We start from the raw sequence: 22,611 nt of genomic DNA, 5'->3' as shown, positions 1-22,611 counted from the left end.
GGACTGCCTCCGGTATCTCGGCATGGCAGATTTCAATGAGATTGACCGCATGACCTTGTATGAGTATGGCATGCGGATGAAGGCTCATCGTCTGAGGCAGATAGATAGGGAATATGAAATCCATCTTCAGGCATGGGCGAACCATAACGTGCAGGCGACAAAGAGGCAGGGCAAGGATAAGGCTGTTCCGGTTTTTAAGACGTTCAAGCAGTTTTTCGACTATGAGAAACGTATCGAAGAGGTGACGGGCGGATGCAGGGATAAGGTGCAGGAGGACCGCCTTAAGAGGATTGCCGTCAAAGTGCAGGATTACGAAAGGAGGCAGAAATGTTATGGAGACATATAGCGTCCAGGCGGTTCTAAGCGTGGCTGACCGGGGCTTTACCAGCAAGATGCACAGTGCTGCTGATTCCCTAGTTGCCATAGATGAAAGAAGCCAGAAAGCATCAAAAGGCATATTAGATATAGCAAAAGGAATCGGAGTCTTCAAAGCGCTCAGCGTCGCCGGCAATGCTCTGAAGAATTCATTAGGCGATGCCATCGACCGGTTCGATACCATGAACCGGTTCCCAAGGGTAATGGAGCAGCTTGGGTTCAGCACCCAGGAATCCACCAAGTCAATTGATAAACTGTCAGAAGGAATCCAGGGTCTGCCCACGTCACTTGACGGGATTACGTCATCCACGCAGAAGATAGCGCTCCTGACTAATGATCTGGGCAAAGCAACAGATACGTCACTTGCCTTGAACAATGCCTTCCTTGCATCTGGGTCAGCGACGGCAGACGCGGAAAGAGGATTGGTACAGTATACGCAGATGCTGTCAAAGGGTACGGTTGACATGCAGTCATGGCGAACCCTTCAAGAAACTATGGGGCCTGCACTCTATGAGCTGGCAGAAGCCTTCGGATTTGCCGGTGAGTCGGCACAGAATGACCTTTACAACGCACTCCAGTCTGGCGAGATTACCTTTAGCCAGCTAAACGATAAGCTGGTCGAACTGGATGGAGGCGTAAACGGTTTTGCTGAGAGGGCCAGGACTGCGTCTGCTGGAATTGGAACGGCGTTTACAAATGTCGGGATTTCCATAACCCGTGGCATGACAAATGTAATCCAGTCCGTAGATGATACGCTGAAAAGGATAGATGGCTCTTCCATACAGGGAAAGATTGAATCAGTAAAGACGGTGGTAGACGGCTTTTTCAACGGTCTGGCTAAAGGTGCAGGAATCGCCGTGCAGGCTATTGATGTCTTAGGCCCTTCTCTTGCGATGGCAGGCGCTGGATTCCTTGCATTCAAGGCCGCTATGGCAGTCCAAGACCAGTACATGAAGTTAAAAACGGCGATGGATGGGGCTAAAGTTACGATCGATGCTTTCCGTAATGCAGAACAGCTGGCGGCCACGGCTACGCAGGCAAGCGAAAAGGCTACAAGAGCGTCAGAAGTGGCGGAAAGGCTTGGCGCGAAGGCAAGGGATGCATCGACGAAAGCATTGAAGTCGAAGACGGCAGCCGAACGAATGTCTGCCTCGGCGGCGAAAATGAAGACAACGGCAGAGAAGGCAGCGGCCGCAGAAACGAAGGTCAGGAACGCCGAGGAGCAGTTGGCAAATGCTACGCTAAAGCTCAAGGCAAAAGAAGAGGCAGTAGCTGCAGCAGCGACAAAATCGAAGTCCGTTCAGGATAAGGCTGCGGCAGCGGTTACAAAGGCGAGGGAGGCTGTGGATAAGAAAGCTCTGGCGGTAGAGAGGGCAAAAGCCCAAGCTGCAAAATACGGTGCTTCCTCTTCCGAGCTAAGCGCAAAGGCGGAGGCGTTGGATGCCGCGGCAACCAAGGCGAAATCGAATGCAGATAAGGCGGCTGTAGGGGCATCCGTAGCGAAAGCCAATGCAGATAAAGGCGAGGCCATCGCTTCTGCATTAGGGACTCAGGCTGAAGCCGCCCAGACGGTGGCAACCAAGGCAGGAAACATCGTACAGGCGAAGAGCAGCATGCTTACGATTGCAAAGACTGTTGTTTTGGGTATACTTACTGGAGAATTGAACGCCGCTACAGCAGCACAGACAGCGTGGAATATGGCTACGTCGGCTGGAAAAACAGGTTTGGCTATAGCGGGTGTCACTGCCTTAACTGCTGTTATGGTAGGCGTAACAAAAGCAATAAACAAGCTGGATACAACGGCCCAAGATGCTTTGAAAACGAAAGATGAAGCTATTGAATCATCTAAGAAGCTCATAGAATCGCTGGAATCTTCAAGCGATGCCTATAAGGATAACACATCAGATATAGAAGCCAGCGCAAGGGCAAATAAGGAGCTGGCATCCAACATAGCACAGCTTTCCGGAAAGGAAAACAAAAGCGCACAAGACAAGGCCGAGCTTAAAGCGTATGTCGAAAGCCTTAACTCATCAATGGATGGGCTGAACCTTTCTTATAATGAAGAAGCAGATGCTCTGAGCATGTCGGCAGATGCCCTGGTGGAAAAAGCCGAAGCATACGAGATAGAAGCAAGAGCACAGGCTGCAAGGGAAAGATATCTTGAAGTGGCCAAAGAGCAGATAAAAATTGAGGAAGAACAGGCTGCCCTCCAGGAGACGAGGAATGCGTTCGAGAAAGAATGGCAGACTTTGAACAATGATGGCCCCGCAGCAATGAAACAGTATAATGACGCTACCGTTGAAATGAACGAGCAGGAAGAAAAGCTGAACAGCAAGAAGAAGGAGCTGTCGGCGTCAGAAGAGCATCTGAAGAATGTGATGGTAGAGAGCCAGCAGGCGCAGGCCGCAGCGGTAAATGGCAGCGCACAGTCGCAGATACTGACGATGGAACAGCTCTCTGAGAGCCAGCAGGCAGCTGTGCAGAGCCTGACGGAGACATGGCAGGGCTATCAGGAGCAGGCGACGAACATGTTCGATGTCCTTTCCGACAAATCTGACATATCTGTCGCGGAAATGACGGCGAACCTGCAGGAGAACCAGAGGGTCATCGCCAGCTGGGCGGATAACATAGCAATATTGGCCGAGAGAGGTGTAGACGAAGGGCTGCTCGAGCAGCTACGGCAGGCAGGACCTGAATCGGCAGGATACGTGAATGCGATGGTACAGGCTTCGGATACGGAGCTGCAGCAGCTATCCGATGCTTTTGCGAACGGCGGAGAAACAGCCACAACCGCTCTTAAAACAGCGTTCGATACGTCAGATGTACCGCAAGGGGTCATGGACCTGGTTACTCAGACAGAACAATCGTTAAGGGAACAGGTAGCGGCGGCTGACTTTGGGAGCATTGGAAAGAACATAACGGATACGGTAACAAATAGTATCTCAGAGAATAGTACACAGGCAGGCAATGCATCTTCTGAACTAGGTGAAACAATTAAATCTGGAACGCAGGACTCGCTTGGCATACATTCACCATCCACGGTGTTCCAGCAGTATGGAGCCTTTACAATACAAGGTTACATATTAGGGTTGCAAAGCCAGTCAGGCACATTAAACTCATCCATGAATACTATCATGGCATCCGCTGGACAGTCGGCAGTTGCAGCAATGAATAAGGCGTTGAACGGCACGACGAAAGTATCGGTAGCAGCATTCAACAGGATACCGTTGGCGGCAAAGGCAAGCATGAATCAGACTGCGATGGCCATTACCGCAGGGATGCAGGCGGGGAACCGTGCAGTGTCATCAGGAATGCAAGGAAACGTAGCTGCTACCAACGCCGGGATGCGGGCGATGGATGCATCGGTCCGTGCGAATATGCGGACAGTACAGCTGACGGTTACGTCAGGCATGCAACGCTTCGTACGTGTCATAGAAAGCGGAATGAAATCTGCAAAAGCAAGCACGGCAAGAGGCTCTGCTGATATGCTTTCTGCCTTGGAAAGCCTCTCTTCGGGATTCTACTACAGCGGGTATTTCGCCTCGCTCGGCTTGGCAAGGGGCATACGTGCCGGGTCAGGTGAAGCCGTCTCAGCAGCGGAAAAGCTGGCAAACAAGGTGGAAGAGACGATGCGCAAAGCGTTACAGATCAATTCCCCTTCCAGGGTGACGACAAGGATAGGCGAATTCGCCGGCAAAGGAGCAGAAATAGGACTCCTGAACATGATACCTGACGTCGAGAAGGCAAGCGAAGTACTGGCAAAGGCGATGGAGCTGGATACGATATCTGATTTTACAGCCAATGTCCGTTCCGGCAATGGAAGAAACAGATATGCCATCGATATCAAGAGAGAGCAGGATTCCCAGTTCGACTATGATTATCTCATAGCAGGCATGAAGGAGGCCGTGTCCGAACTGAGGATACAGGTAAATGCTCTTGTATCTGCAAAAGATGTTGGGAATGCATCTGCAGTGTATGTCGACAGACGGCTAGGAGACCAGGCTCCGTTGAAAGAGAGGTATGTATAATGTTTGAATTTGGCGTGATAATCGGGGAAAAGCATACATATAGGGATTGGGGCCTGGTTTGTACCAGGATAGAGATTGCGGATCCTGAACGGAAGACATATCTTGTATCCGTACCGGGACGGGATGGCGACCTCGACTTGAGCGAAGCTCTCACAGGTGAAGCAAACTATGGAAACCGTGAGATAAAGATGGAATTCATCCGGCGAGAAAAAGAATTTGCACGCTGGCACGTGAAGTATTCGGACATACTTGATTACTGCCACGGCCAGCGGAGGCGAATCATCCTGGATAGCGACAGAGGCTATTTTTATGATGGGCGTATGAAAGCGGAAACAGATAAGGACTTCAAGGGCGCTGAACATTTCGCCATCATGGTTGAGGCCGAGCCTTATAAGCTGGAACGTTATTCCGGCATCGAGAAATGGGTGTGGAGTGACTTCTGCTTTGAAGATGGGATAATCAGAAATTATCTGGATCTGCAGGTGAATGGCACAATGGTACTGATGATTCCGGGGCGGCGCAAGAAGGTCGTCCCGGTCTTTGAATGCTCGGAGGCTCTTGAGCTTGAATATGCAGGTCAGACATACAACCTACCCGTAGGCCGGAGCAAGATCCTGGATCTGCAGCTTGGTGAAGGCGAACATGTCCTGACCTTTACGGGAAGCGGGACAGTCAGCGTTGACTATAGGGGAGGGAGGCTGTGATGTATAAGATTTACTGTGACGGGAAACTGCTGTATGACCCTCGGGCGCCGGAGCTGACCATAATAAGCGGCAAGGTTTCGCTGGAGGTGAATAAAAGTGGTAGCCTCGTGCTTTCCCTTCCGGCGACGCATCCGTCGCTTCCAGACATAAAAAAGCTGACATCTGTTATTGAAGCGTATGATGACGGCCTGCTCCTATATTCTGGCCGCCCTCTGCTTACAGAGCATGACCTCTATGGTACTGTAACGGTTACATGCGAGGGGGAGCTTGGCTATCTGCTTGACAGCATACAGCGGCCGAAGGAGTACCATAACCTGACGCCACGCAGCTACTTGCAAGACAAACTTAACCAGCATAACAGCCAGGTGGAGCCTGCCAAGCACTTCGCTCTGGGTACCGTCGAAAAGCAGTCGATGAATTATGATGCCAGAGAGGATAATCAGTATACGAACACGCTTGATACGATTATGAATAAGCTGGTAGACAGCAATGGCGGATATCTTGTCGTGAGGCATGAAGGGGATATCAGATATCTTGACTATCTGGAAAGCTATGGAAGGACATCTCTGCAGACCATCAGGTTCGGGGAAAATATACTTGACCTGACGGAGCATATAAGTGCGGAAGATATCATAACGGTACTGATTCCGCTCGGCAAGGCACCGGAAGGGGCGAAAGAGGGTGCGAAGCTGACCATCGCCTCGGTCAACGGAGGCAGGGACTACCTCGAGGATGCGGAGGCAATCCCGCTATACGGCAGGATTGTCGGAACGAACGAGTGGCCAGACGTGACGGTGCCGGCGAACCTGAAGACGAAGGGGCAGGAGCATTTAAGGAACATGCGGAATCTTGCCCTGACGATTGAGCTTACCGCTGTCGACCTGCACCTCGTCGATGTCGATATCGACAGGATAAGGCTTGGAGATATGGTCCGGGTCGTGTCGTCCCCGCATGGCATTGAACGCTACATGATGGTGACGAAGCGAGAGTACGACCTTCTGGATCCGGCCAATGACAGGATAGTCCTGGGGGATACGATTCAGTCCCTGACCGAGAAGCAGGCGGCGCTGCAGAAGGCAATCGAGAAGCAGAAGGACGCGGCACAGGGCGTGGAAGAGCTCAAGGCAAGCGTGAGCACCATATCGCAGGAGGTCGACAGCACGAAGCAGGCGGTGACGACCATCGACGGCAAGGTGCAGGTGCTGGAGGGCAGCGCTTCGGACGTGCAGTCAAAGCTGATTGATATCCAAGACAAGTTGGCTACAAACGGGCAGACCATAAATGCCCTGCAGGCTAAATATACGCAGCAGCAACAGGCGATAGATGGGATACTGTCCCGGCTCGAGGCACTCGAAGGAGGTGGAGCAAGTTGACAATGAGAGAAAAGATAACAGAGCAGATACAGGCCTTCCGGGCCGCCATCTACGGCGAGGATGTCCGGGATGCCTATGCGGATATCGCGGAGACCGTGTGCATCGAGGCGATGGAGGAGCTCGACGCCGCGGTCGAGAAAGGGAACTATGCGGAGGCTCAGGGGAACTATGCAAAGAACCAGGGGGACTACGCGAAAGGGAAAGGCGACTATGCCGGCGTCCAGGGGGACGAGGCTGGCAAGCAGGCAGCCTATGCGAAGGCAGAGGGCGACAGGGTAGACAACCTATGCAGGTCCTACACCGAAATAGAGTCCGCCTGCCGGAACGCTACGGATGCGAGCGTGAAGCAGACCCACCTGTGCGAGGACGCGACGCAGAGGGCGATAGAGGCTGCGACAGGGTACAGTATTATCTACGACCCGACGGACGGGGAACGAAAGACCACGCAAGAAACTATCAATAATATATGGCAGCATACCATTGCAATGTTCGGTAGCCCGATTACAGCAGATGAGCTTGATGCTTTGGAAATTACGGCGGATGAGCTGGACGCCAAGAATATACCAGCGTTTGAATTTGACATCCGTGCGAAGGCACTATTAACAGGAGGTAATTGAGATGGGAACAACAGATTTCTTGAAACTTAAGACGATAACAGGAAGCACTCCGGTAAACGTAAATACGGGCATGGGAACAAATTTTGAGAGAATTGACGAATGGGCCTCGACGACTGAAACAAAGATTTCGGAGGATGCGGCAGCCCTGGAAGCGTTCAAGGGCTCCGTCATCGACGGTGCTGATGAGATATGGGCGACCACCCAGGACGGGATTCCGGCCGGAGCACATGGGGTAAGCCGGCTGATAACATCGGTAAGGACTACGATAACGCAGAAGGTGGCCGAGCTGACTGAAAAGATAACAGCAAATACTGCCAAGGCAGACGCAAATGCTGCTGCACTTGCAGAGCTAAATAGCAAATTAAGCAATATGTACGATGGCGGCACAGCGTCCGTTACAGCAGTGCTAAATAGTGCGATTACATTTACGATTACTTTCAATAAGAATTTTATCAATATTCCAGCTTTTACATGTCAAATAGAAACAGGGCAGGTTACAGCCGACAAAATAACAATAAAGAGTGTAACAAATAAAAAAGCTGACTTATTTTTGTATACGTCATCGGCCAATCATGCTGTAAAGGTACATTGGAATGCCGTATCTTTGGATTCTAATCTATAGTTTTGCTATTTAGTGATGAAATGTAACCCGTAGACCAAGAGCCGTGAGGCTCTTATTTTTATACCCGAAAGGAGGGGTTTAAATTGCTCATACTAAAGTATAAAAAATTGAAAACACCATATGAGGTGGAATTTTCGAGGATTTCCGGCAACGTGGTACAGGTACTGGGGGAGGTTCCGGAGAAGCTGGCCGGGTTCGAGCTGTACCGACATGACGGCATTACGCTGCTTGGCGACTATGCCGCGTATAAGACGGTCTACCGCAAGGTTGAAGGAGGGCTGCAGTTTTCAGACGATGGCAGCGTGTACCCGGAGATTCCGCAACCGGAACCGGAGAAGACGCTCATGCAACGCATAGCTGAACTGGAAGCAGGGCAGGAAATCCAGGACGGAGCAATCGAAGAGCTGGCCGTCATAGTGGCAGGAGGTGAGTGATATGGTAGCGTTCTATGTACATCGGATTGAAACGGATAAGATGACGCTTGAAGGCGTGCCGGCACGGTGGAGGGAAGATGTAGAAGCAGAATTGTACAGAAAGAGAGGTAGCATGATGTGACAGAAGAGCAGATTGCAGTTAAACTTGAAGGCCATGAACATGAGATTGGCTCTCTAAAGCATCGGATGAAGGACCAGGAGGAGCAGACCAAGACCATACAGGAGCTGGTCATATCGGTAAAGGAGCTGGCCTTGAACATGCGTACGATGATGGAAGAGCAGAAGGACCAGGGGGCACGTCTGGAGCAGCTTGAACAGGAGCCGGCAAAGAGGTGGAAGGATTCTACAAAAGCTATATTCAACGCCTTCCTGGGGGCATTGGGGACCGCCGTAGCAGGCGGCCTTATTTACTTGTTAACTATGATTCAATGAAAGGAGAAGGAGAATGAAGAACAAAACATATTGGATTGAATGGGGCAAGAAGGCAGGCATGAGAGCAATCAAGACCGTGGCACAGGCAGCGATTGCCGGCATAGGCACGGCGGCGGTAATGAGCCAGGTAGATATCAAGTATGTCATATCTGCATCGGTGCTGGCCGGAGTGCTGTCCCTGCTGAACAGCCTGGCAGGGTTGCCGGAGATAGAAAAGCAGGAATAATTATCTGCGTTGTCCCTCCATGTCCCCATTCCATTTGATAGGATACAGCTATCAAATAACAAGGAGGACATATATTTATGGAAGAGACAACAAGCTTCATACCGGAAATCTACATCGGTGAGAACGGAAACTGGTATATCAACGGTTACGACACGGGGGTCAAGGCAAGAGGGGACGATGGCATCACGCCGCACATCGGAGCTAACGGCAACTGGTACATAGGGGAATCTGACACGCAGGTTCCGGCCACTGGTCCGAAAGGCGATAGGGGTGAAAAAGGAGAGGCAGGCCCAGCTGGTCCGCAGGGAGCCACCGGCACCACGGGTCCGCAGGGACTGACCGGCCCCCAGGGATTGACAGGGCCACAAGGTCCGACCGGAGCCACCGGCCCACAGGGAGCCACTGGCCCGAAAGGTGACACTGGTACTGCCGGCCCGCAGGGACCGACGGGAGCCACAGGTCCCAAAGGCGATCCAGGAATTGCTGGCCCACAGGGCCCAAAAGGCGATAGAGGTGATACTGGTGCTGCAGGTCCGCAAGGACTACAGGGAATCCAGGGCCCGAAAGGTGATAAAGGGGAGCAGGGCCCGGCAGGCCCGGTGAATATCGCCAACAATCTTGAGACGACGGAAGAGGGCTATGCGCTAGATGCAAGACAGGGGAAAGAATTGATGGATGCGGTTAGAGATTTACGTGATAAATCATCCGCTTATCTTGTCGATTCTGGTATTAAAAATGGTATAACCTATGAAAAATGGTCGGATGGAAGGTTAAGGATGTATGGAAAAGGAACATCTTTAAGCCAAGCATTTGCCACTATAACATTCCCTATTTCATTTGTAGATGATAAGTATCACATAGTGGCTACGGCAGAGTATTATTCACCTGCATATATCGCATTCTTGTGCAGTGTGCAACCAATTAAACCCTCATATTCGTATGTTTATACACGCCAGCACAATGGAGAGTCAATAGCAGGGGTCAGCTTCCATTGGGTGGCTGAAGGGCGTTGGAAGTAATGTATTAACGAGAGCTTGGAAACAGGCTCTCTTTTAAATGGAAGGAGAAAAATACATGAAAATCATAGAATCAAATCTATCTTTTGGAAGCATGAGCAGAAGGAGCAGGACTAGACGTATCATCCTGCACCACGCAGAGGCGTCGAGCTGTACAGTACAGGACGTCCACCGTTGGCATAAGAATAACGGATGGGCAGGCATAGGCTACCACTTCTTCGTGCGGAAAGACGGCTCCGTATATCGTGGCCGGCCGGAGGGGACAGTAGGTGCGCATGCATCCGGTAGCAACTCGGATTCTATCGGAATCTGCTTCGAGGGAACGTACATGACCGAGACAATGCCTGCAACGCAGAAGGCGGCAGGGAAGGAGCTCGTTGCATATCTTAAGAATAAGTATGGCATCGGCATAGTACAGCGGCATTGCGATGTATGCGCTACCTCATGCCCCGGAACAAATTTCCCATTTTCGGACATCGCCGGAGCTTCAGGCAGCGTGTCGGTCACGACCACACCGTCTGAAGGAGACGGCGACAAGACGATATTGAAAGAGGATGGCTGGTGGGGGCCGAAGCTGACGACCAGGCTGCAGCAGATATTCGGAACCACTGTCGACGGCGTGGTGTCGAACCAGTTCCTGTGCTACAGAGATAAGAACCCTGGGCTGGACGGCGGCTGGAAATGGATATCTAATCCGTCAGGATACAGCCCGCTTATCAAAGCGATACAGAAGAAGGTCGGCGCCAAGCAGGATGGACATATCGGACCGGCGACCATAAAGGCTATCCAGAAATGGCTTGGATGCGTCCAGGACGGATGCTTCAGCGGTCCATCTCCGTGCATCAAGAAACTGCAGGAATGGTGCAATAGGCAGTAATATAGTAATAACAGAACCTCGGAGCGTAAAAACTCCGGGGCTATTTTTTTGAACTTTTTATAAAAAACTATTGACATAGTGCTCAATGAGCACTATAATATAATTAAGATAAAGAACGGAGGAAAATATAATGAGCGCGATATGGGGAATAAGATTTGATGATAGAGAATTTGAAACTGGCGAAGAGATAGGTGATAGTCATTCTTATGATATCCAAGGACATGAAGGTGAAGAACTTTCTGGAACATGTGCAATCTACGTTTCTGATGAAAAAGATTTCCTCGATTATTTAGACGGAACTTTAGAAGCCGAGTGTGGAGAACTTGATAATTATAATAAGGCACTTTCAGCAAATTATTCTTATCCACATATCTATCTGGTGAAAATAGATAGCAGCTGGGGTTATGAATGGGGCGAAGACGAGGGGGAAATAATTATGACGGGCGCAGAAGTAGTTAGAAGAATAAGGTAAAAAGATTGGAGGTAAAAGATTATGTATATTAATTATTCGACATTCGTACGATTGTATAATGAGGTGGAGCGGGAGAAGGACCTCGACATGTATATTGCAGAGAGGGGATGGCAGGACTGGATGGGTGATGATGTCGATGATGTCGATGAAGTTATAGATGTCTTAAGGACGACATACGAAGCCGCACGTTCGGATTTCAAAGGATTGAGGGAAATGCTAGGGATATCACAGGCTGATATGATAAGAACTTACAATATTCCAGCGAGGACGCTAAAACAGTGGGAATATGGCGAAAGGGAGCCAGCGGAGCACGTCAGGAAGTTACTCGCCTATGCCGTTACGATGGAAACGCTTAACAGGAGAATGAGGAATAACATTGCGGAAAAAACAAGTAAAGATAGTTGCGGGAGAGACTTACGGAATAATAAAAGTAGTGTCAGATGTTAAAGATGTTTCCCGAAGAGGTTGTAAAAAATGGCTGTGCAAGTGTGGGAGATGTGACAAAACATTCATCTATAAAGGGGAGCAGATTTTGAAATATAAAGATGCTGGATGCGTAGAATGCAGAGAAGAAGAACGCTTGAAGAAAAGAATAGAATGGGCCAACACTTTTGTCGGAAAAACATATTCATATATTAAAATTGTTTCGTATAATGGAATTGATAAAAATAATCAGATTATCATGCTGACAGAGTGTTTAAATTGCGGAAGTATGACCACGATACCATTGGCGAGAATTACTAATGGACAAGCAAAACGTTGCGCTAATTGTAATATTAACAATCTAAAACGTGGACATGAAATTTCAAAAATTGCTTCTGTAGACGGTACGAACGTGTTGACCATAGACGGGAGGCGTTCGGTAAACAAGAATAGCTCTACCGGGGCAACGGGAATATCATACTCCCATAAAACGGGGAAATATAGAGCATACATTAATTTTAAGAGAAAACAATATCACCTTGGGTCATATGAAAAGAAGGAAGACGCAGTCAATGCAAGAAAAGAGGCAGAAAAAAACATATACGGAAATTTTATAAACTGGTACAGAAATGAATATCCTGAGCGATGGGAAAAGCTACAGAAGAATATCAATAAATAATCTAATATACAAAATATGGGGAATAATTGCGAGAGTACGATATAGGCAGAACAAAGGTTTATATATTATTCATAATCATAATGCGTCCGTCGCGGCACACCACGATACCGCACATGCATCCCCGCCTCTTCTGGCGTCCAGTAAAGCCGGCTCTCCCTGACCCGTATCCCCTTTCCGTTACCGAGACGAAGCGTGCAGAACCCGCCGCTGCTTCTGACTACAGTGGCGGGCCTAATATGCATGTTATTTTCAACGATGTAACATTCGTCTCCAGGTTTCCATTTTTCCTTCATATTTTATCCTCCGAGCTGAGAACCGATGCAATTATTTTATGTAGTCGAATATGATTGTGCGATATACGCGCCCCTGTTTGATAGCTCTTTCGGAAAAATATAATTGAAGGGTTAGTTTATCCGGTGTGCCGTTCAATTTGTTATGCTTTTCTGCAATATCCTGATAGAGGTGAGATATTTTATGCACCTTGTAAACGACAATTTTAATTTCAGTCTCTCTGTAGTCACCAGAGGTGCTATTAAAGCTACTATATACTTTATAATCCTGTAAACTATCATACGATATATACATTATTAGAATTGTTATAAGAACTATTATAGCACGTCTTTTTTTCTTATTACCGTACATTAAGTATTCCTCCATATAGATAATTGTAATTCTTTCATTACAATAATGTACTGGAAAATTATTCTCGTGGTAAAAATGCAGCATAGCATTTAAAATATAAGAAGGGGTGTTATGCGTGAATAGGATAAGGTTACTGAGAGAAGAAGCCGGACTTACTCAAGAGCAGCTGGCAGAAAAACTATATGTGGAAAGAAGCACGGTTGCGGGTTGGGAGATGGGCAAGAGACTGCCGGACATAGATATTTTATGTGCGATGGCAGATTATTTTGACACGAGTGTAGATTACATAATAAATCGTACAAGTAATAGGAAATGCTATAGCAAAAGCCAAGGGTAACGCCTTGGCTTTTAGCATTTATTTGCAGAGATATGGTGCTATATGAATAAGTTAAATTGTGAACGGTTAGTAACACGTTAGCAACAAATATTACGAAAATACCTTGAAAATGCGTTGATTTAATTAAGCCCATCTTAAGAAGTCAGAAAGAAAGAGTGAATATGGCTCCATTGTATAAAAAGCAGGCTGGCAAAGACATACTTTCGTCTTATTCCAGCCCGTCACTGAGGGTAAAGGAAAGTTCTGCTGAGCTGTTGTGCTACTTTTTATCCGTGCAGCGATCTCTCAGATAGTCGACCAGTATATCCAGAAATACACTAGACGTCGGCCTGGCATATAATGGGCGCAGGGATATCTCCTTAAGGAGCTGCCGGTTCCCTTTCTCCCAACAGACGTTGATGACAGTACGAATATCCCGTTCCACACTGCTGCTTGTAGCCTGATATTCTTTGGCTATCTGAGGATAGAGCAGTTTGCTGACGGACAGAAGATAATTTTCATCTTGCATACATAGTTGAATACCATAATTAAGATAGCGGTATCCCCGGTAAGTTGCACCAATACCCAGCGAGCGGACCAATCGTTGGATCTTTTGTTCTTTCATGGTAACTTTCCCCCATACAGATAAACCTCACATTGAAAAACTTCTGATGTGGCTGAGCACACCAGATATATCATAACTCATAGGGTTTTAAGTTTCGACACATTATTCAAAACGTAGCATAAAATAATAAAAAAGTATTGAGGTAAATGATATGAGCATTCATGGAATAGATGTAAGTGAATTTCAAGGCAGTATCAACTGGACGGATGTGAAAGGCTCCGGGACCCAATTTGTAATGATACGTGCCGGATATGGACAGGGCAACCCTGACCCGGAATTTAGAAGGAATGCGGAGGAATGCAACCGTTTAGGGATTCCGTTTGGCGTATACTGGTTCTCCTATGCATATACAGAAGATATGGCCAGGAAAGAGGCTGATTACTGTATACAGGCGATAGAAGATTATGAAGTGCAGTATCCCGTATGCTTCGATTTTGAATATGCATCTGTAAATTACGCTGCGGGCCAGGGGGTGACGGTAACAAAGCAGCTGGCCACCAGCCTCGTCACGGCGTTTTGCAGCAGGGTCGAACAGCTTGGATATTTTGCCATGTACTACAGCAACCTGGACTTTCTGAATCGTATGTTTGATGCATCCTTAAGGCAGAAATACGCATTGTGGTATGCACAGTATGCTTCCCAGCCGTCTATCCGGGACATGGCAATATGGCAGTACAGTGATGCAGGGCGCCTCAGCGGCATTTCGGGCAATGTAGACCAGAATATTGCGTATTATGATCTGGCAAATGTCATCTCCCGGGCCGGTCTCAATAAAATGAACCGGGAAGTCACGACGCCAGTACCTCCGACCTCCTCCCCGACGGATGTAATTATATATACGGTAAGGCCGGGAGATAATTTGAGCAGTATTGCGGCCAGATATGGGACGACGTACGAGACGCTTGCTTCCTATAACGATATAGAGAATCCCAACCTGATATTCCCGGGGCAGGAAATAAGGATACCGGTCGGGTATCAGGAAACGTCTGCGAGATATTATACTATAAAGCCCGGTGATACGCTCAGCGGTATAGCGCTTCGTTTTGGCACCACCGTAGCGGAACTTCAGAGGCTGAACGGTATTTCCAATCCAAATCTTATATATGCGGGTACGACAATCAGGGTATAAATCATTAAAATATTATTATGTGACATAAAAATATTGTTAAGTAGATAAAAGCACGTTATTATATAGAAAGATAATGTGGGCTCATCTGGGGATATAAATATCGGTCCGGAGGGGACCGGGGTATCTGGTGAGGACAGCGGGGAAAATGGTTAGTCCGGGGACATGGCTGTGCATGAAGGCCAAAAGGCTGGTTTTGCTGCTTGATTTTGGAATCTGATGATGCTATGGGATGAAACTGGGAATTTGTCCATATCCAGGACGTGGTTCTTCTCCGGGCGGAGAAATAGAAATAGCGCGGATACCGGTGGCTGCCTGTGACGCAGCCCTGTAAGCACATGCAGCGGGAACTGGTATTCTGTCTATTTGTCTTTGGATAGGAAGCCGCATTATCTTATCTGGCCGGACCATTGCTTTCCGGCTGGTATCAAGGCCTGAATCCTTCGAGGATTTGGGCCTTTTTCATATAATCTTAAGAAATTTCTGTCGAAGCTCTTAAAAATTCTCTGTTAATCTTGTATAGTATAAGGGAGGTGATGAAAATGTCTAAAATATTAGTATGTGATGATGACAGAGAGATTGTGGAAGCAATCGATATATATTTGACACAGGAAGGTTATGACGTATTAAAAGCATATGACGGAGAAGAAGCGCTGAAAGTGCTGAAGTCGGAGAAGGTAGACCTGCTGATTATCGATGTCATGATGCCAAGGCTTGACGGTATCAGAGCCACCCTTAAGATACGGGAACAGAATAATATGCCGATTATTATCCTGTCTGCCAAGTCGGAAGACGCAGATAAGATACTTGGGCTCAATGTGGGAGCAGATGATTATGTGACGAAACCATTCAACCCGCTGGAGCTTGTGGCAAGAGTCAAATCTCAACTGCGCAGATATACGCAGCTTGGAAGCACGGTTAGTGGTGAAAGCCAGGCGGTATATGAGGTTGGAGGCTTGTCTATCAATGATGACCTCAAGGAGGTCACGGTTGACGGTGAGCTGGTAAAGCTTACCCCGATCGAATATAACATTTTATTATTACTCGTTAAAAATCAGGGAAAAGTGTTCTCCATTGACCAGATATATGAAAATATCTGGAATGAAGACGCCATAGGCGTAGATAACACGGTAGCGGTACATATCAGACATATAAGAGAGAAGATAGAAATCAATCCGAAGGAGCCGCGCTACCTGAAAGTAGTCTGGGGGGTCGGGTATAAGGTGGAGAAACTTTAGAAGGGAGTTTATATGAATCAATGGTATAAGACCAGCCTGACGAAAGGGATATTGATCGTTGCGGAGCATGTCCTGGCAGTCGTGGCGGTGGCCAGCCTGGTCTGGGTCCTGACGTACCCTGCTTTGGTGGGGGATTTGTTTTCAGGGCACACAGCCAGGAAATTTGAGGATTCTACAGCTTTCAGCGGGCAGCTGCAGTCAGCGACGTCTGAAATTCTCGAAGGTATAGACACGCGGGGGCTCTTTGAGACAGAGGGTAAATTTGACCCTGAACGCGTGGTGGACATAAAGGAATTCTATGAAAATAACAAAATCAGCAACAAAAACAGCAGCGGCCTCGCTTATAAGCTTGGAGACCTGAGAAAATGGGCGGAAGGGACAGCGTATTCGGACGGTAATGTCGTAGCCGATAACGACAATCAAGAGCCGATAATAGTTTGCAAGAGGTCGGATGGTACATTTCGGTATTACTATTTTACAGAATTAGAGAAGCTGATCAATGACGGAGAGCTGAGCTTTGTCATTGCGAGCAACAGCAACGGCGAGGAAGTCACTTCTGACCAGATTCTGTATGAACTGCGCAACGGTGGACGCAGCGAGGTTCAGTACAGCACTGAGACAGAATCCAAATTCAAAGGGCTCCAGAACCGGGAGGGGAAGATTGAGTTTATAGACTGCTGGAACTATGACGGATATCAGATAGAAGAAAAATACGCACCAATCGGAGCTGCGAATCTGCTTGAAATTGCCAACAGCAATTCAAACTGGAACGGTAAGCTCAATGATATCTTCCAGATGCTTGAGAACAGCGTCTATACGATCTTTGATCGCATCCAGACTTATGAGGCGCTGGAAAGCAGCTGGAGAGAGGGCGACACGAACCTTGTCTACCTGTATGCAGATATGGCTGCCAAGAAGGTCTATACGAATAAAGAAGAACTTAAGGACTTTAACAAACTGGACAAAAACCTGGAAACAATAACCAAAAGTGGAAAATACCTCATCGTGAAGCCGAAGCTGTCTGATTATGAATCTAACATGGATAACGAAGACGCATCCACATGGAAGGATCTGGTACAGTACAGCGGACCTGCACAAGAGAATTTTGTCTATGCGGTAGGTGTGGACACATCATATCCGATTCAGGACAGTTTCTATTCACAGAACAGGATATTTGAAAAGTATGGCTCGCGGATTCAGGTGACAGCGATACTTGGATTGTCCGCTGCCGTTCTGTTTTTGGCAGGAATCGTATGGCTGACAATTATTGCGGGCAGGAGTGTCAGAGATGAAGAGCTGCATTTAAACTGGTTTGACAGGTGGAAGACGGAACTTGCGGCCGCATTCGTCATTTTGCTGTGGATTGGGCCTGTACTGCTGGTGGGAAGCGGTATTTCAGATTATTTTACCGGCCAGGTTCCGGATTATGGCGATACGTATGCGCTGGCCGTATACAGCTATAATGCCATGCCCGGCGTCGTGCGAAGCGGCATCGTTGCCGCCTACACATGCGGCCTGTTCTTGATTGGATATATGAGCCTTGTCCGCAGAATCAAGGCGAGAACGGTGTGGAATAACAGTATCGTAAAGGGCCTGTTCAGCTTTGTCAAACAGTTGTTTGTCAACATGCACTTCGTGTGGAAGACGGTTATACTGTTTTTGCTGTTTGGGTTTGTACACTGGCTTGCAGTGCTGAGCGGCGCGATTGTAAACTGGTTCTGGTTCCTGTCGATGCTGGTCGTGGAGGCTGTGGCATTCATCTATCTGGTACGGATGTCCATTGCCAGACAGAAGATCAGGTCGGGCATAGAACACATTTCTGCAGGCGAAGTCAATTATAAGATACCGCTTGACGGTCTGAAAGGCGAACAGCTCATGCTGGCGGAACGGGTGAATACCATCGGCGAAGGCCTGGATGCCGCATTGGAAGAAAGCATGAAGAGCGAGCGGCTGAAGACAGATTTGATTACTAACGTATCCCATGATATCAAGACACCGCTCACTTCCATTATTAACTATATTGACCTGCTCAAAATGGAACATCTGGACGATCCAAAGATACAGAGATATCTGGAAGTTCTGGAGACAAAGGCACAGCGGCTGAAAACATTGACGGAAGATGTCGTCGAGGCGTCCAAAGTAAGTTCCGGCAATATAACGCTTGACTTAATGAATATCAATCTTGTAGAAATGATACAGCAGACGAGCGGAGAATTTGAAGAGAAGTTTACCGAGAGAAATCTAAATGAAGTCTTGAACCTGCCGGAAGGGGAGGCCATCATACATGCTGATGGACGCCGCATGTGGCGCGTACTTGAAAACATATACAACAACGCGGCAAAATACGCGATGGAAGGTACCCGTATTTATGCGGACCTGAGCGTTACGGACGTGACCGTAATCTTCAGTCTGAAAAATATATCAGATCAGCCGCTTAACTTTACTGCGGATGAGCTGACAGAACGATTCCTGCGCGGTGACGTGTCGAGAAGCACGGAAGGCAGCGGACTCGGACTGTCCATTGCGAAAAGCCTGACGACGATGCAGGGCGGCACCTTCGATCTGTATCTCGACGGAGATTTGTTCAAAGTGACAATTACCTTCCCGCGGGTTGAAAAGGTTACGGAAAACGAAGAGGGACAGGGTGAAACGAATTAGGGACACCATGATTCAAGTTGGGGACGGGGGTTTTTGAAAAAAACCCCGTCCCCAACTTGCTTATATGTGGAAAAAACAGTACAATATACTATTATGGAAGAGATAAAAAAGCTATTAGCTGAAAACTTAAATGATATGTTTATACATGCTGTATTGAGTAATCCGAAAACGAAGGAAGGATGGTCCAAAGTGAAGGCCCGCCTGGTTCTGATTAAGGGTGAACGGATGGTTCAGCTTGAGATGTTCAAGGGGAACCAGGTGTTTCATCAGAATGTGGACAAGGGAGAGGCCGTGAATGTCATTGCGGGGCAGATGGAGTCTATGAAACAGATGCAGCTTGAAACCACGGAAGCGCTGTATACTGTGCTCATAAGCAAGAAGGGGAAAGCTACTGTTAAGAGGAAAATACGGAAAAAGGGGCCCCTACCCGTGGATATAAGCCATAACAGACAAAAACAGTATATCCTGAAGGAAGGGATACCGGTTCCGTTCCTGATAGACCTGGGGGTTATGACAGAGGAAGGCAAAGTTATAAAATCCAGATTTGATAAATTTCGTCAGATTAATCGTTTTCTTGAGTTTATCGAAGATATACTCCCTCAGCTTGACAGAGGAAGAGAGGTTACGATTCTTGACTTCGGGTGTGGAAAATCCTACCTGACCTTTGCGATGTATTATTACCTGCATGAGCTGAAGGGATACGATGTCAGGATTATCGGTCTGGATTTAAAAAGCGATGTTATCCGAAGCTGCAATGAATTAAGTGAAAAATATGGTTACAGCAAGCTCCGTTTTTTAGAGGGGAACATTGCGGATTATACAGGAGTGGAGAAGGTGGATATGGTCGTCACCCTTCATGCCTGCGACACCGCTACAGATTTTGCGTTGGCAAAGGCCGTTCGTTGGGATGCAAAAGTTATCCTGTCTGTTCCGTGCTGCCAGCATGAACTGAATGCTCAGATGAAGAATGATGTGCTTGGGCCGGTAATGAATTACGGACTTCTGAAAGAGCGCTTTGCAGCCCTTGTCACAGACGGTCTGCGTGCGCAATATCTGGAACGGGAGGGCTACGACGCCCAGATTCTGGAATTTATAGACATGGAGCACACGCCGAAAAATATTTTGATTCGTGCAGTAAAGACAGGAAGAAAAGGGGAGAATCAGGATACAATAGATATATGTGAAGGATTTCTTCATGTATCACCAGCCTTAGGCAGGTTGTTAGATGAAAAAGGGGAACTGTGATGAACATAAAAAACCGATTGATAAACGCGGGGATATTATTAGCAGTCTTTATCGCGGCTGTACTTATATTCAGCTATTTTACGAACCGGGGAAACGACAATATGACAGCGGATATGGGAGTCACGACATATCCGCAGGTATCTTTTTCCTGTAACGGATTTAATGTGAATCTGCTGTCAGGCTATGCCAAGAAAATGGACATCCCTGCTATGAGAGATACGATTACGCCGGTTGAGGGACAGACGCTTGATTTGAATATCGAGGCATACGACAATAAGATCAACAGGCTTAAGTATACGGTATACACGCTGGATGGTAAGGACAAGCTGCTGGAGAAGAAGGTGAAAAAGGCGGGAAAAGGTGTCAGTCTGGAACTGGCCGGGGAGAACCTTCTCTCCGAGGAGAGAGTATTGGAGATTGTGCTTAGCCTGGATGGCGATAAATCGGTGTATTTTTATACGCGTATCGTTGATGCATCCAATGATTATGTTGCCGAATGTCTCAACTATATCAGCGACTTTCATGAAAATGCATTGGCTAAGGCAGAAGGGACTGGTATCGGTACTGCAATCGAGCCGAACGAAGAAGGAGATAATTCCACCTTCCAGCATGTGACCATCCATTCTGATTATAACCAGGTTACATGGGGAAGCCTGGAGCCATCTGTGGAGGGCGGTGAACGCTGGTACATCAAGGAGACGAACAGCACATACACTTCCGTACAGCTGGAATATAAAGTGCGCTGCAAAGGAGAGGAGAATGAGGAAGATGTGTATAAGGCGAAAGAATTCTTCCGTGTCCGGCACATTGCAGACGCTCAGAAAACCTATCTCCTTGACTATGACAGAACAATGGAGCAGATTTTCGACCCGACGAAGAAGGTGCTCAGCGAGAAAGGAGTCCTGCTCGGGATAACGTCACACGACGTACAGTATATGGTAAGCGACGATGGCAGCGTTGTTTCCTTCGTGCAGGCAGACGAGCTGTGGAATTATAACAAAGATACAGATGAGCTTTCCCTAGTGTTTAGTTTATCCGACGCGGAAAATTCGGATATAAGGAGCCTGACGGCAAAGCATGAAGTAAAGCTGCTGGCATCAGATGACGACGGGAATGTGACATTTGCAGTATATGGCTATATGAACAGGGGAGAGCATGAAGGTGAAGTGGGCGTTGCTATCTACTACTATAATATAGACCAGAATTCCGTGGAGGAGAAGGCATTTATATCTAGTGACAAATCATATGGCACGGCCGTATATGAGCTCGGCAGATTCGTCTACTACAATGTTGAGACGGACATGCTGTATGTCATGGTTGAAGGAAACCTCTATGAAGTAAATGTAGAAAAGAAGGGAAAAGAAACAAAGGAGGTCATCGTAGAAGGGCTGCAGGAAGGACAGTATGTAGTATCTGACGACGGACATATGATTGCATATCAGTCGAATGGAAAGCTGAATGAGGCGACGGAAATACAGGTCATCAATTTTGCGAACGGCAAGAAGCGTAAAGTGGAATGTAAGGATGGAGAGGCTGTCCGCCCGCTCGGCTTTGTAAAAAATGATTTCGTGTATGGAGTTGCCCAAACTGCCGATACAGGAAAAACGGTTTCCGGGGAGACCGTGGTACCTCTTTATAAGATAGAAATACAAAACAGCAAGAGTAAGGTTATTAAGACATATGAACAAGAGGGCATATATGTGCTGGACGCACAATTTGAAGACAACATGATTACCCTCTCCAGAGTCAAGAAAGAGGGAGCCGCGTATACAGGCACCGCAGACGATTATATTACGAACAATGAGGAAAAAGAGGAAAGTAATATCTATCCGGAATCTTATGTAACGGAATTAAAGGAGACGCAATACAGGCTGACCTACGCAGACGGGATATCTGACAAAGAGCCAAAAGTGCTCAAACCTAAGCAAGTGCTTTTTGAAAATCCGACTACCATAACATTTGATGATGACGGCGCATCCGATAGGTGCTATGTATACGGATACGGCGAGCTGCAGGGCATATACGAAAAGGCAGGCGCTGCAATACAGAAGGCTAATGAATATAATGGCGTCGTCGTGTCTGCGCGGCAGTCTTATATATGGGAAAGAGGCAACAGAGACCTGCAGCATGCAATCACCGGAAAGGACAATGAGATCCAAACAGTACGTGACAGGCTGAACGCGGGAGACGCACCTATAGACGTCATGAACGAACTGTCGAAGAACAGAGGGATGGACTATACCGGGTGCTCTGCAGAAGAACTGCTCTATGTCATCAACCAGGACATACCAGTCATAGCGATGCTTAACGCGTCCTCCTCCATAATACTGACCGGCTATACAGAAAGCACAATAAGCTATGTAGATACGGCGAGTGGAGAAAAAAAGAATGCGTCATACGAAAGCATGGATGAAATGACGCAAGGAAGCGGCCATGCTTACATCGGATATGTAAAATAGGGACACGCCAAAGCGAAAAGGGGA

23 protein-coding genes are annotated in these 22,611 nt (G+C 47.6%); 21 read left to right on the top strand and 2 right to left on the bottom strand.

Annotated elements, in window-relative coordinates; translation table 11 throughout:
• The first annotated feature begins 22 nt into the window (after positions 1–22).
• From HMPREF0980_RS17855 to HMPREF0980_RS17790, 15 genes are all read left to right on the top strand, one after another.
• Complete coding sequence (locus tag HMPREF0980_RS17855; RefSeq protein WP_049730512.1) at positions 23–346, top strand: hypothetical protein; 324 nt, start codon at positions 23–25, stop codon at positions 344–346.
• Positions 333–4,403, top strand: coding sequence for a tape measure protein (locus HMPREF0980_RS17850; RefSeq protein WP_049730434.1), 4,071 nt, complete (start codon positions 333–335; stop codon positions 4,401–4,403). Before HMPREF0980_RS17855 ends, HMPREF0980_RS17850 begins: the two co-directional genes overlap by 14 nt.
• Positions 4,403–5,107 carry a hypothetical protein gene (locus tag HMPREF0980_RS17845; protein ID WP_049730433.1) on the top strand — a complete coding sequence of 235 codons (705 nt, stop codon included), beginning with the start codon at positions 4,403–4,405 and terminating at the stop codon, positions 5,105–5,107. Before HMPREF0980_RS17850 ends, HMPREF0980_RS17845 begins: the two co-directional genes overlap by 1 nt.
• Positions 5,107–6,480, top strand: a complete 1,374-nt coding sequence (locus HMPREF0980_RS17840; RefSeq protein WP_049730432.1) for a phage tail protein — start codon at positions 5,107–5,109, stop codon at positions 6,478–6,480. The genes HMPREF0980_RS17845 and HMPREF0980_RS17840 overlap by 1 nt, the downstream gene beginning before the upstream one ends.
• A complete protein-coding gene (locus tag HMPREF0980_RS17835; RefSeq protein WP_147629859.1) occupies positions 6,477–7,097 on the top strand; it encodes a hypothetical protein in 621 nt (206 codons plus the stop codon). The genes HMPREF0980_RS17840 and HMPREF0980_RS17835 overlap by 4 nt, the downstream gene beginning before the upstream one ends.
• A gap of 1 nt (position 7,098) precedes the next feature.
• Positions 7,099–7,719, top strand: a complete 621-nt coding sequence (locus HMPREF0980_RS17830) for a hypothetical protein (protein WP_049730430.1) — start codon at positions 7,099–7,101, stop codon at positions 7,717–7,719.
• An 83-nt stretch (positions 7,720–7,802) separates the two neighbouring features.
• A complete protein-coding gene (locus tag HMPREF0980_RS17825; protein WP_049730429.1) occupies positions 7,803–8,153 on the top strand; it encodes a hypothetical protein in 351 nt (116 codons plus the stop codon).
• Between the two features lies 1 nt (position 8,154).
• Positions 8,155–8,274 carry a CD1375 family protein gene (locus HMPREF0980_RS19630; protein ID WP_255351363.1) on the top strand — a complete coding sequence of 40 codons (120 nt, stop codon included), beginning with the start codon at positions 8,155–8,157 and terminating at the stop codon, positions 8,272–8,274.
• Positions 8,271–8,585 carry a hypothetical protein gene (locus HMPREF0980_RS17820; protein ID WP_049730428.1) on the top strand — a complete coding sequence of 105 codons (315 nt, stop codon included), beginning with the start codon at positions 8,271–8,273 and terminating at the stop codon, positions 8,583–8,585. Before HMPREF0980_RS19630 ends, HMPREF0980_RS17820 begins: the two co-directional genes overlap by 4 nt.
• 13 nt (positions 8,586–8,598) lie before the next feature.
• Positions 8,599–8,811: a holin gene (locus tag HMPREF0980_RS17815; RefSeq protein WP_049730427.1), complete on the top strand. Its 213-nt coding sequence runs from the start codon at positions 8,599–8,601 to the stop codon at positions 8,809–8,811.
• A gap of 77 nt (positions 8,812–8,888) precedes the next feature.
• Positions 8,889–9,830 (top strand): gp53-like domain-containing protein, encoded by a 942-nt coding sequence (locus HMPREF0980_RS19670; protein WP_049730426.1) that lies wholly within the window; start codon positions 8,889–8,891, stop codon positions 9,828–9,830.
• Between the two features lie 55 nt (positions 9,831–9,885).
• The gene (locus HMPREF0980_RS18790) at positions 9,886–10,704 is read left to right on the top strand and encodes a peptidoglycan recognition protein family protein (protein WP_084002948.1); all 819 of its coding nucleotides are present in this window, start codon (positions 9,886–9,888) and stop codon (positions 10,702–10,704) included.
• A gap of 130 nt (positions 10,705–10,834) precedes the next feature.
• Complete coding sequence (locus HMPREF0980_RS17800) at positions 10,835–11,176, top strand: hypothetical protein (RefSeq protein WP_049730425.1); 342 nt, start codon at positions 10,835–10,837, stop codon at positions 11,174–11,176.
• A gap of 21 nt (positions 11,177–11,197) precedes the next feature.
• Positions 11,198–11,623, top strand: coding sequence for a helix-turn-helix domain-containing protein (locus tag HMPREF0980_RS17795; RefSeq protein WP_049730424.1), 426 nt, complete (start codon positions 11,198–11,200; stop codon positions 11,621–11,623).
• Complete coding sequence (locus tag HMPREF0980_RS17790) at positions 11,553–12,278, top strand: AP2 domain-containing protein (protein WP_242847440.1); 726 nt, start codon at positions 11,553–11,555, stop codon at positions 12,276–12,278. The genes HMPREF0980_RS17795 and HMPREF0980_RS17790 overlap by 71 nt, the downstream gene beginning before the upstream one ends.
• Positions 12,279–12,343: 65 nt before the next feature.
• On the opposite strand, the gene HMPREF0980_RS17785 is transcribed toward HMPREF0980_RS17790, so the two are convergent.
• Positions 12,344–12,571 carry a hypothetical protein gene (locus HMPREF0980_RS17785; protein WP_049730422.1) on the bottom strand — a complete coding sequence of 76 codons (228 nt, stop codon included), beginning with the start codon at positions 12,569–12,571 and terminating at the stop codon, positions 12,344–12,346.
• A 455-nt stretch (positions 12,572–13,026) separates the two neighbouring features.
• Here HMPREF0980_RS17785 and HMPREF0980_RS19985 point away from each other — a divergent pair, with 455 nt between their 5' ends.
• Entirely contained in the window at positions 13,027–13,257 is a 231-nt protein-coding gene (locus HMPREF0980_RS19985; RefSeq protein WP_334291731.1) for a helix-turn-helix transcriptional regulator, read from the top strand.
• Between the two features lie 259 nt (positions 13,258–13,516).
• Here the strand turns inward: HMPREF0980_RS19985 and HMPREF0980_RS17770 are convergent, their stop codons facing one another.
• Positions 13,517–13,861 carry a sporulation initiation factor Spo0A C-terminal domain-containing protein gene (locus HMPREF0980_RS17770; protein WP_049730419.1) on the bottom strand — a complete coding sequence of 115 codons (345 nt, stop codon included), beginning with the start codon at positions 13,859–13,861 and terminating at the stop codon, positions 13,517–13,519.
• Between the two features lie 151 nt (positions 13,862–14,012).
• On the opposite strand from HMPREF0980_RS17770, the gene HMPREF0980_RS17765 reads away from it, so the two are divergent.
• From HMPREF0980_RS17765 to HMPREF0980_RS17745, 5 genes are all read left to right on the top strand, one after another.
• Entirely contained in the window at positions 14,013–14,990 is a 978-nt protein-coding gene (locus tag HMPREF0980_RS17765; RefSeq protein ID WP_049730418.1) for a LysM peptidoglycan-binding domain-containing protein, read from the top strand.
• Between the two features lie 539 nt (positions 14,991–15,529).
• Positions 15,530–16,225 (top strand): response regulator transcription factor, encoded by a 696-nt coding sequence (locus tag HMPREF0980_RS17760; RefSeq protein WP_049730417.1) that lies wholly within the window; start codon positions 15,530–15,532, stop codon positions 16,223–16,225.
• Between the two features lie 12 nt (positions 16,226–16,237).
• The gene (locus tag HMPREF0980_RS17755; RefSeq protein ID WP_049730416.1) at positions 16,238–18,883 is read left to right on the top strand and encodes a sensor histidine kinase; all 2,646 of its coding nucleotides are present in this window, start codon (positions 16,238–16,240) and stop codon (positions 18,881–18,883) included.
• Between the two features lie 93 nt (positions 18,884–18,976).
• On the top strand, positions 18,977–20,128 hold the full coding sequence (locus HMPREF0980_RS17750; RefSeq protein WP_049730415.1) for a class I SAM-dependent methyltransferase: 1,152 nt from the start codon (positions 18,977–18,979) through the stop codon (positions 20,126–20,128).
• Positions 20,128–22,587, top strand: coding sequence for a hypothetical protein (locus tag HMPREF0980_RS17745; protein WP_049730414.1), 2,460 nt, complete (start codon positions 20,128–20,130; stop codon positions 22,585–22,587). Before HMPREF0980_RS17750 ends, HMPREF0980_RS17745 begins: the two co-directional genes overlap by 1 nt.
• Positions 22,588–22,611 lie beyond the last annotated feature (24 nt).

The organism is Dorea sp. D27 (assembly GCF_001185345.1).
Classification (GTDB): Bacteria; Bacillota; Clostridia; order Lachnospirales; family Lachnospiraceae; genus Extibacter.
This window is presented reverse-complemented; position numbering and strand designations above follow the sequence as displayed.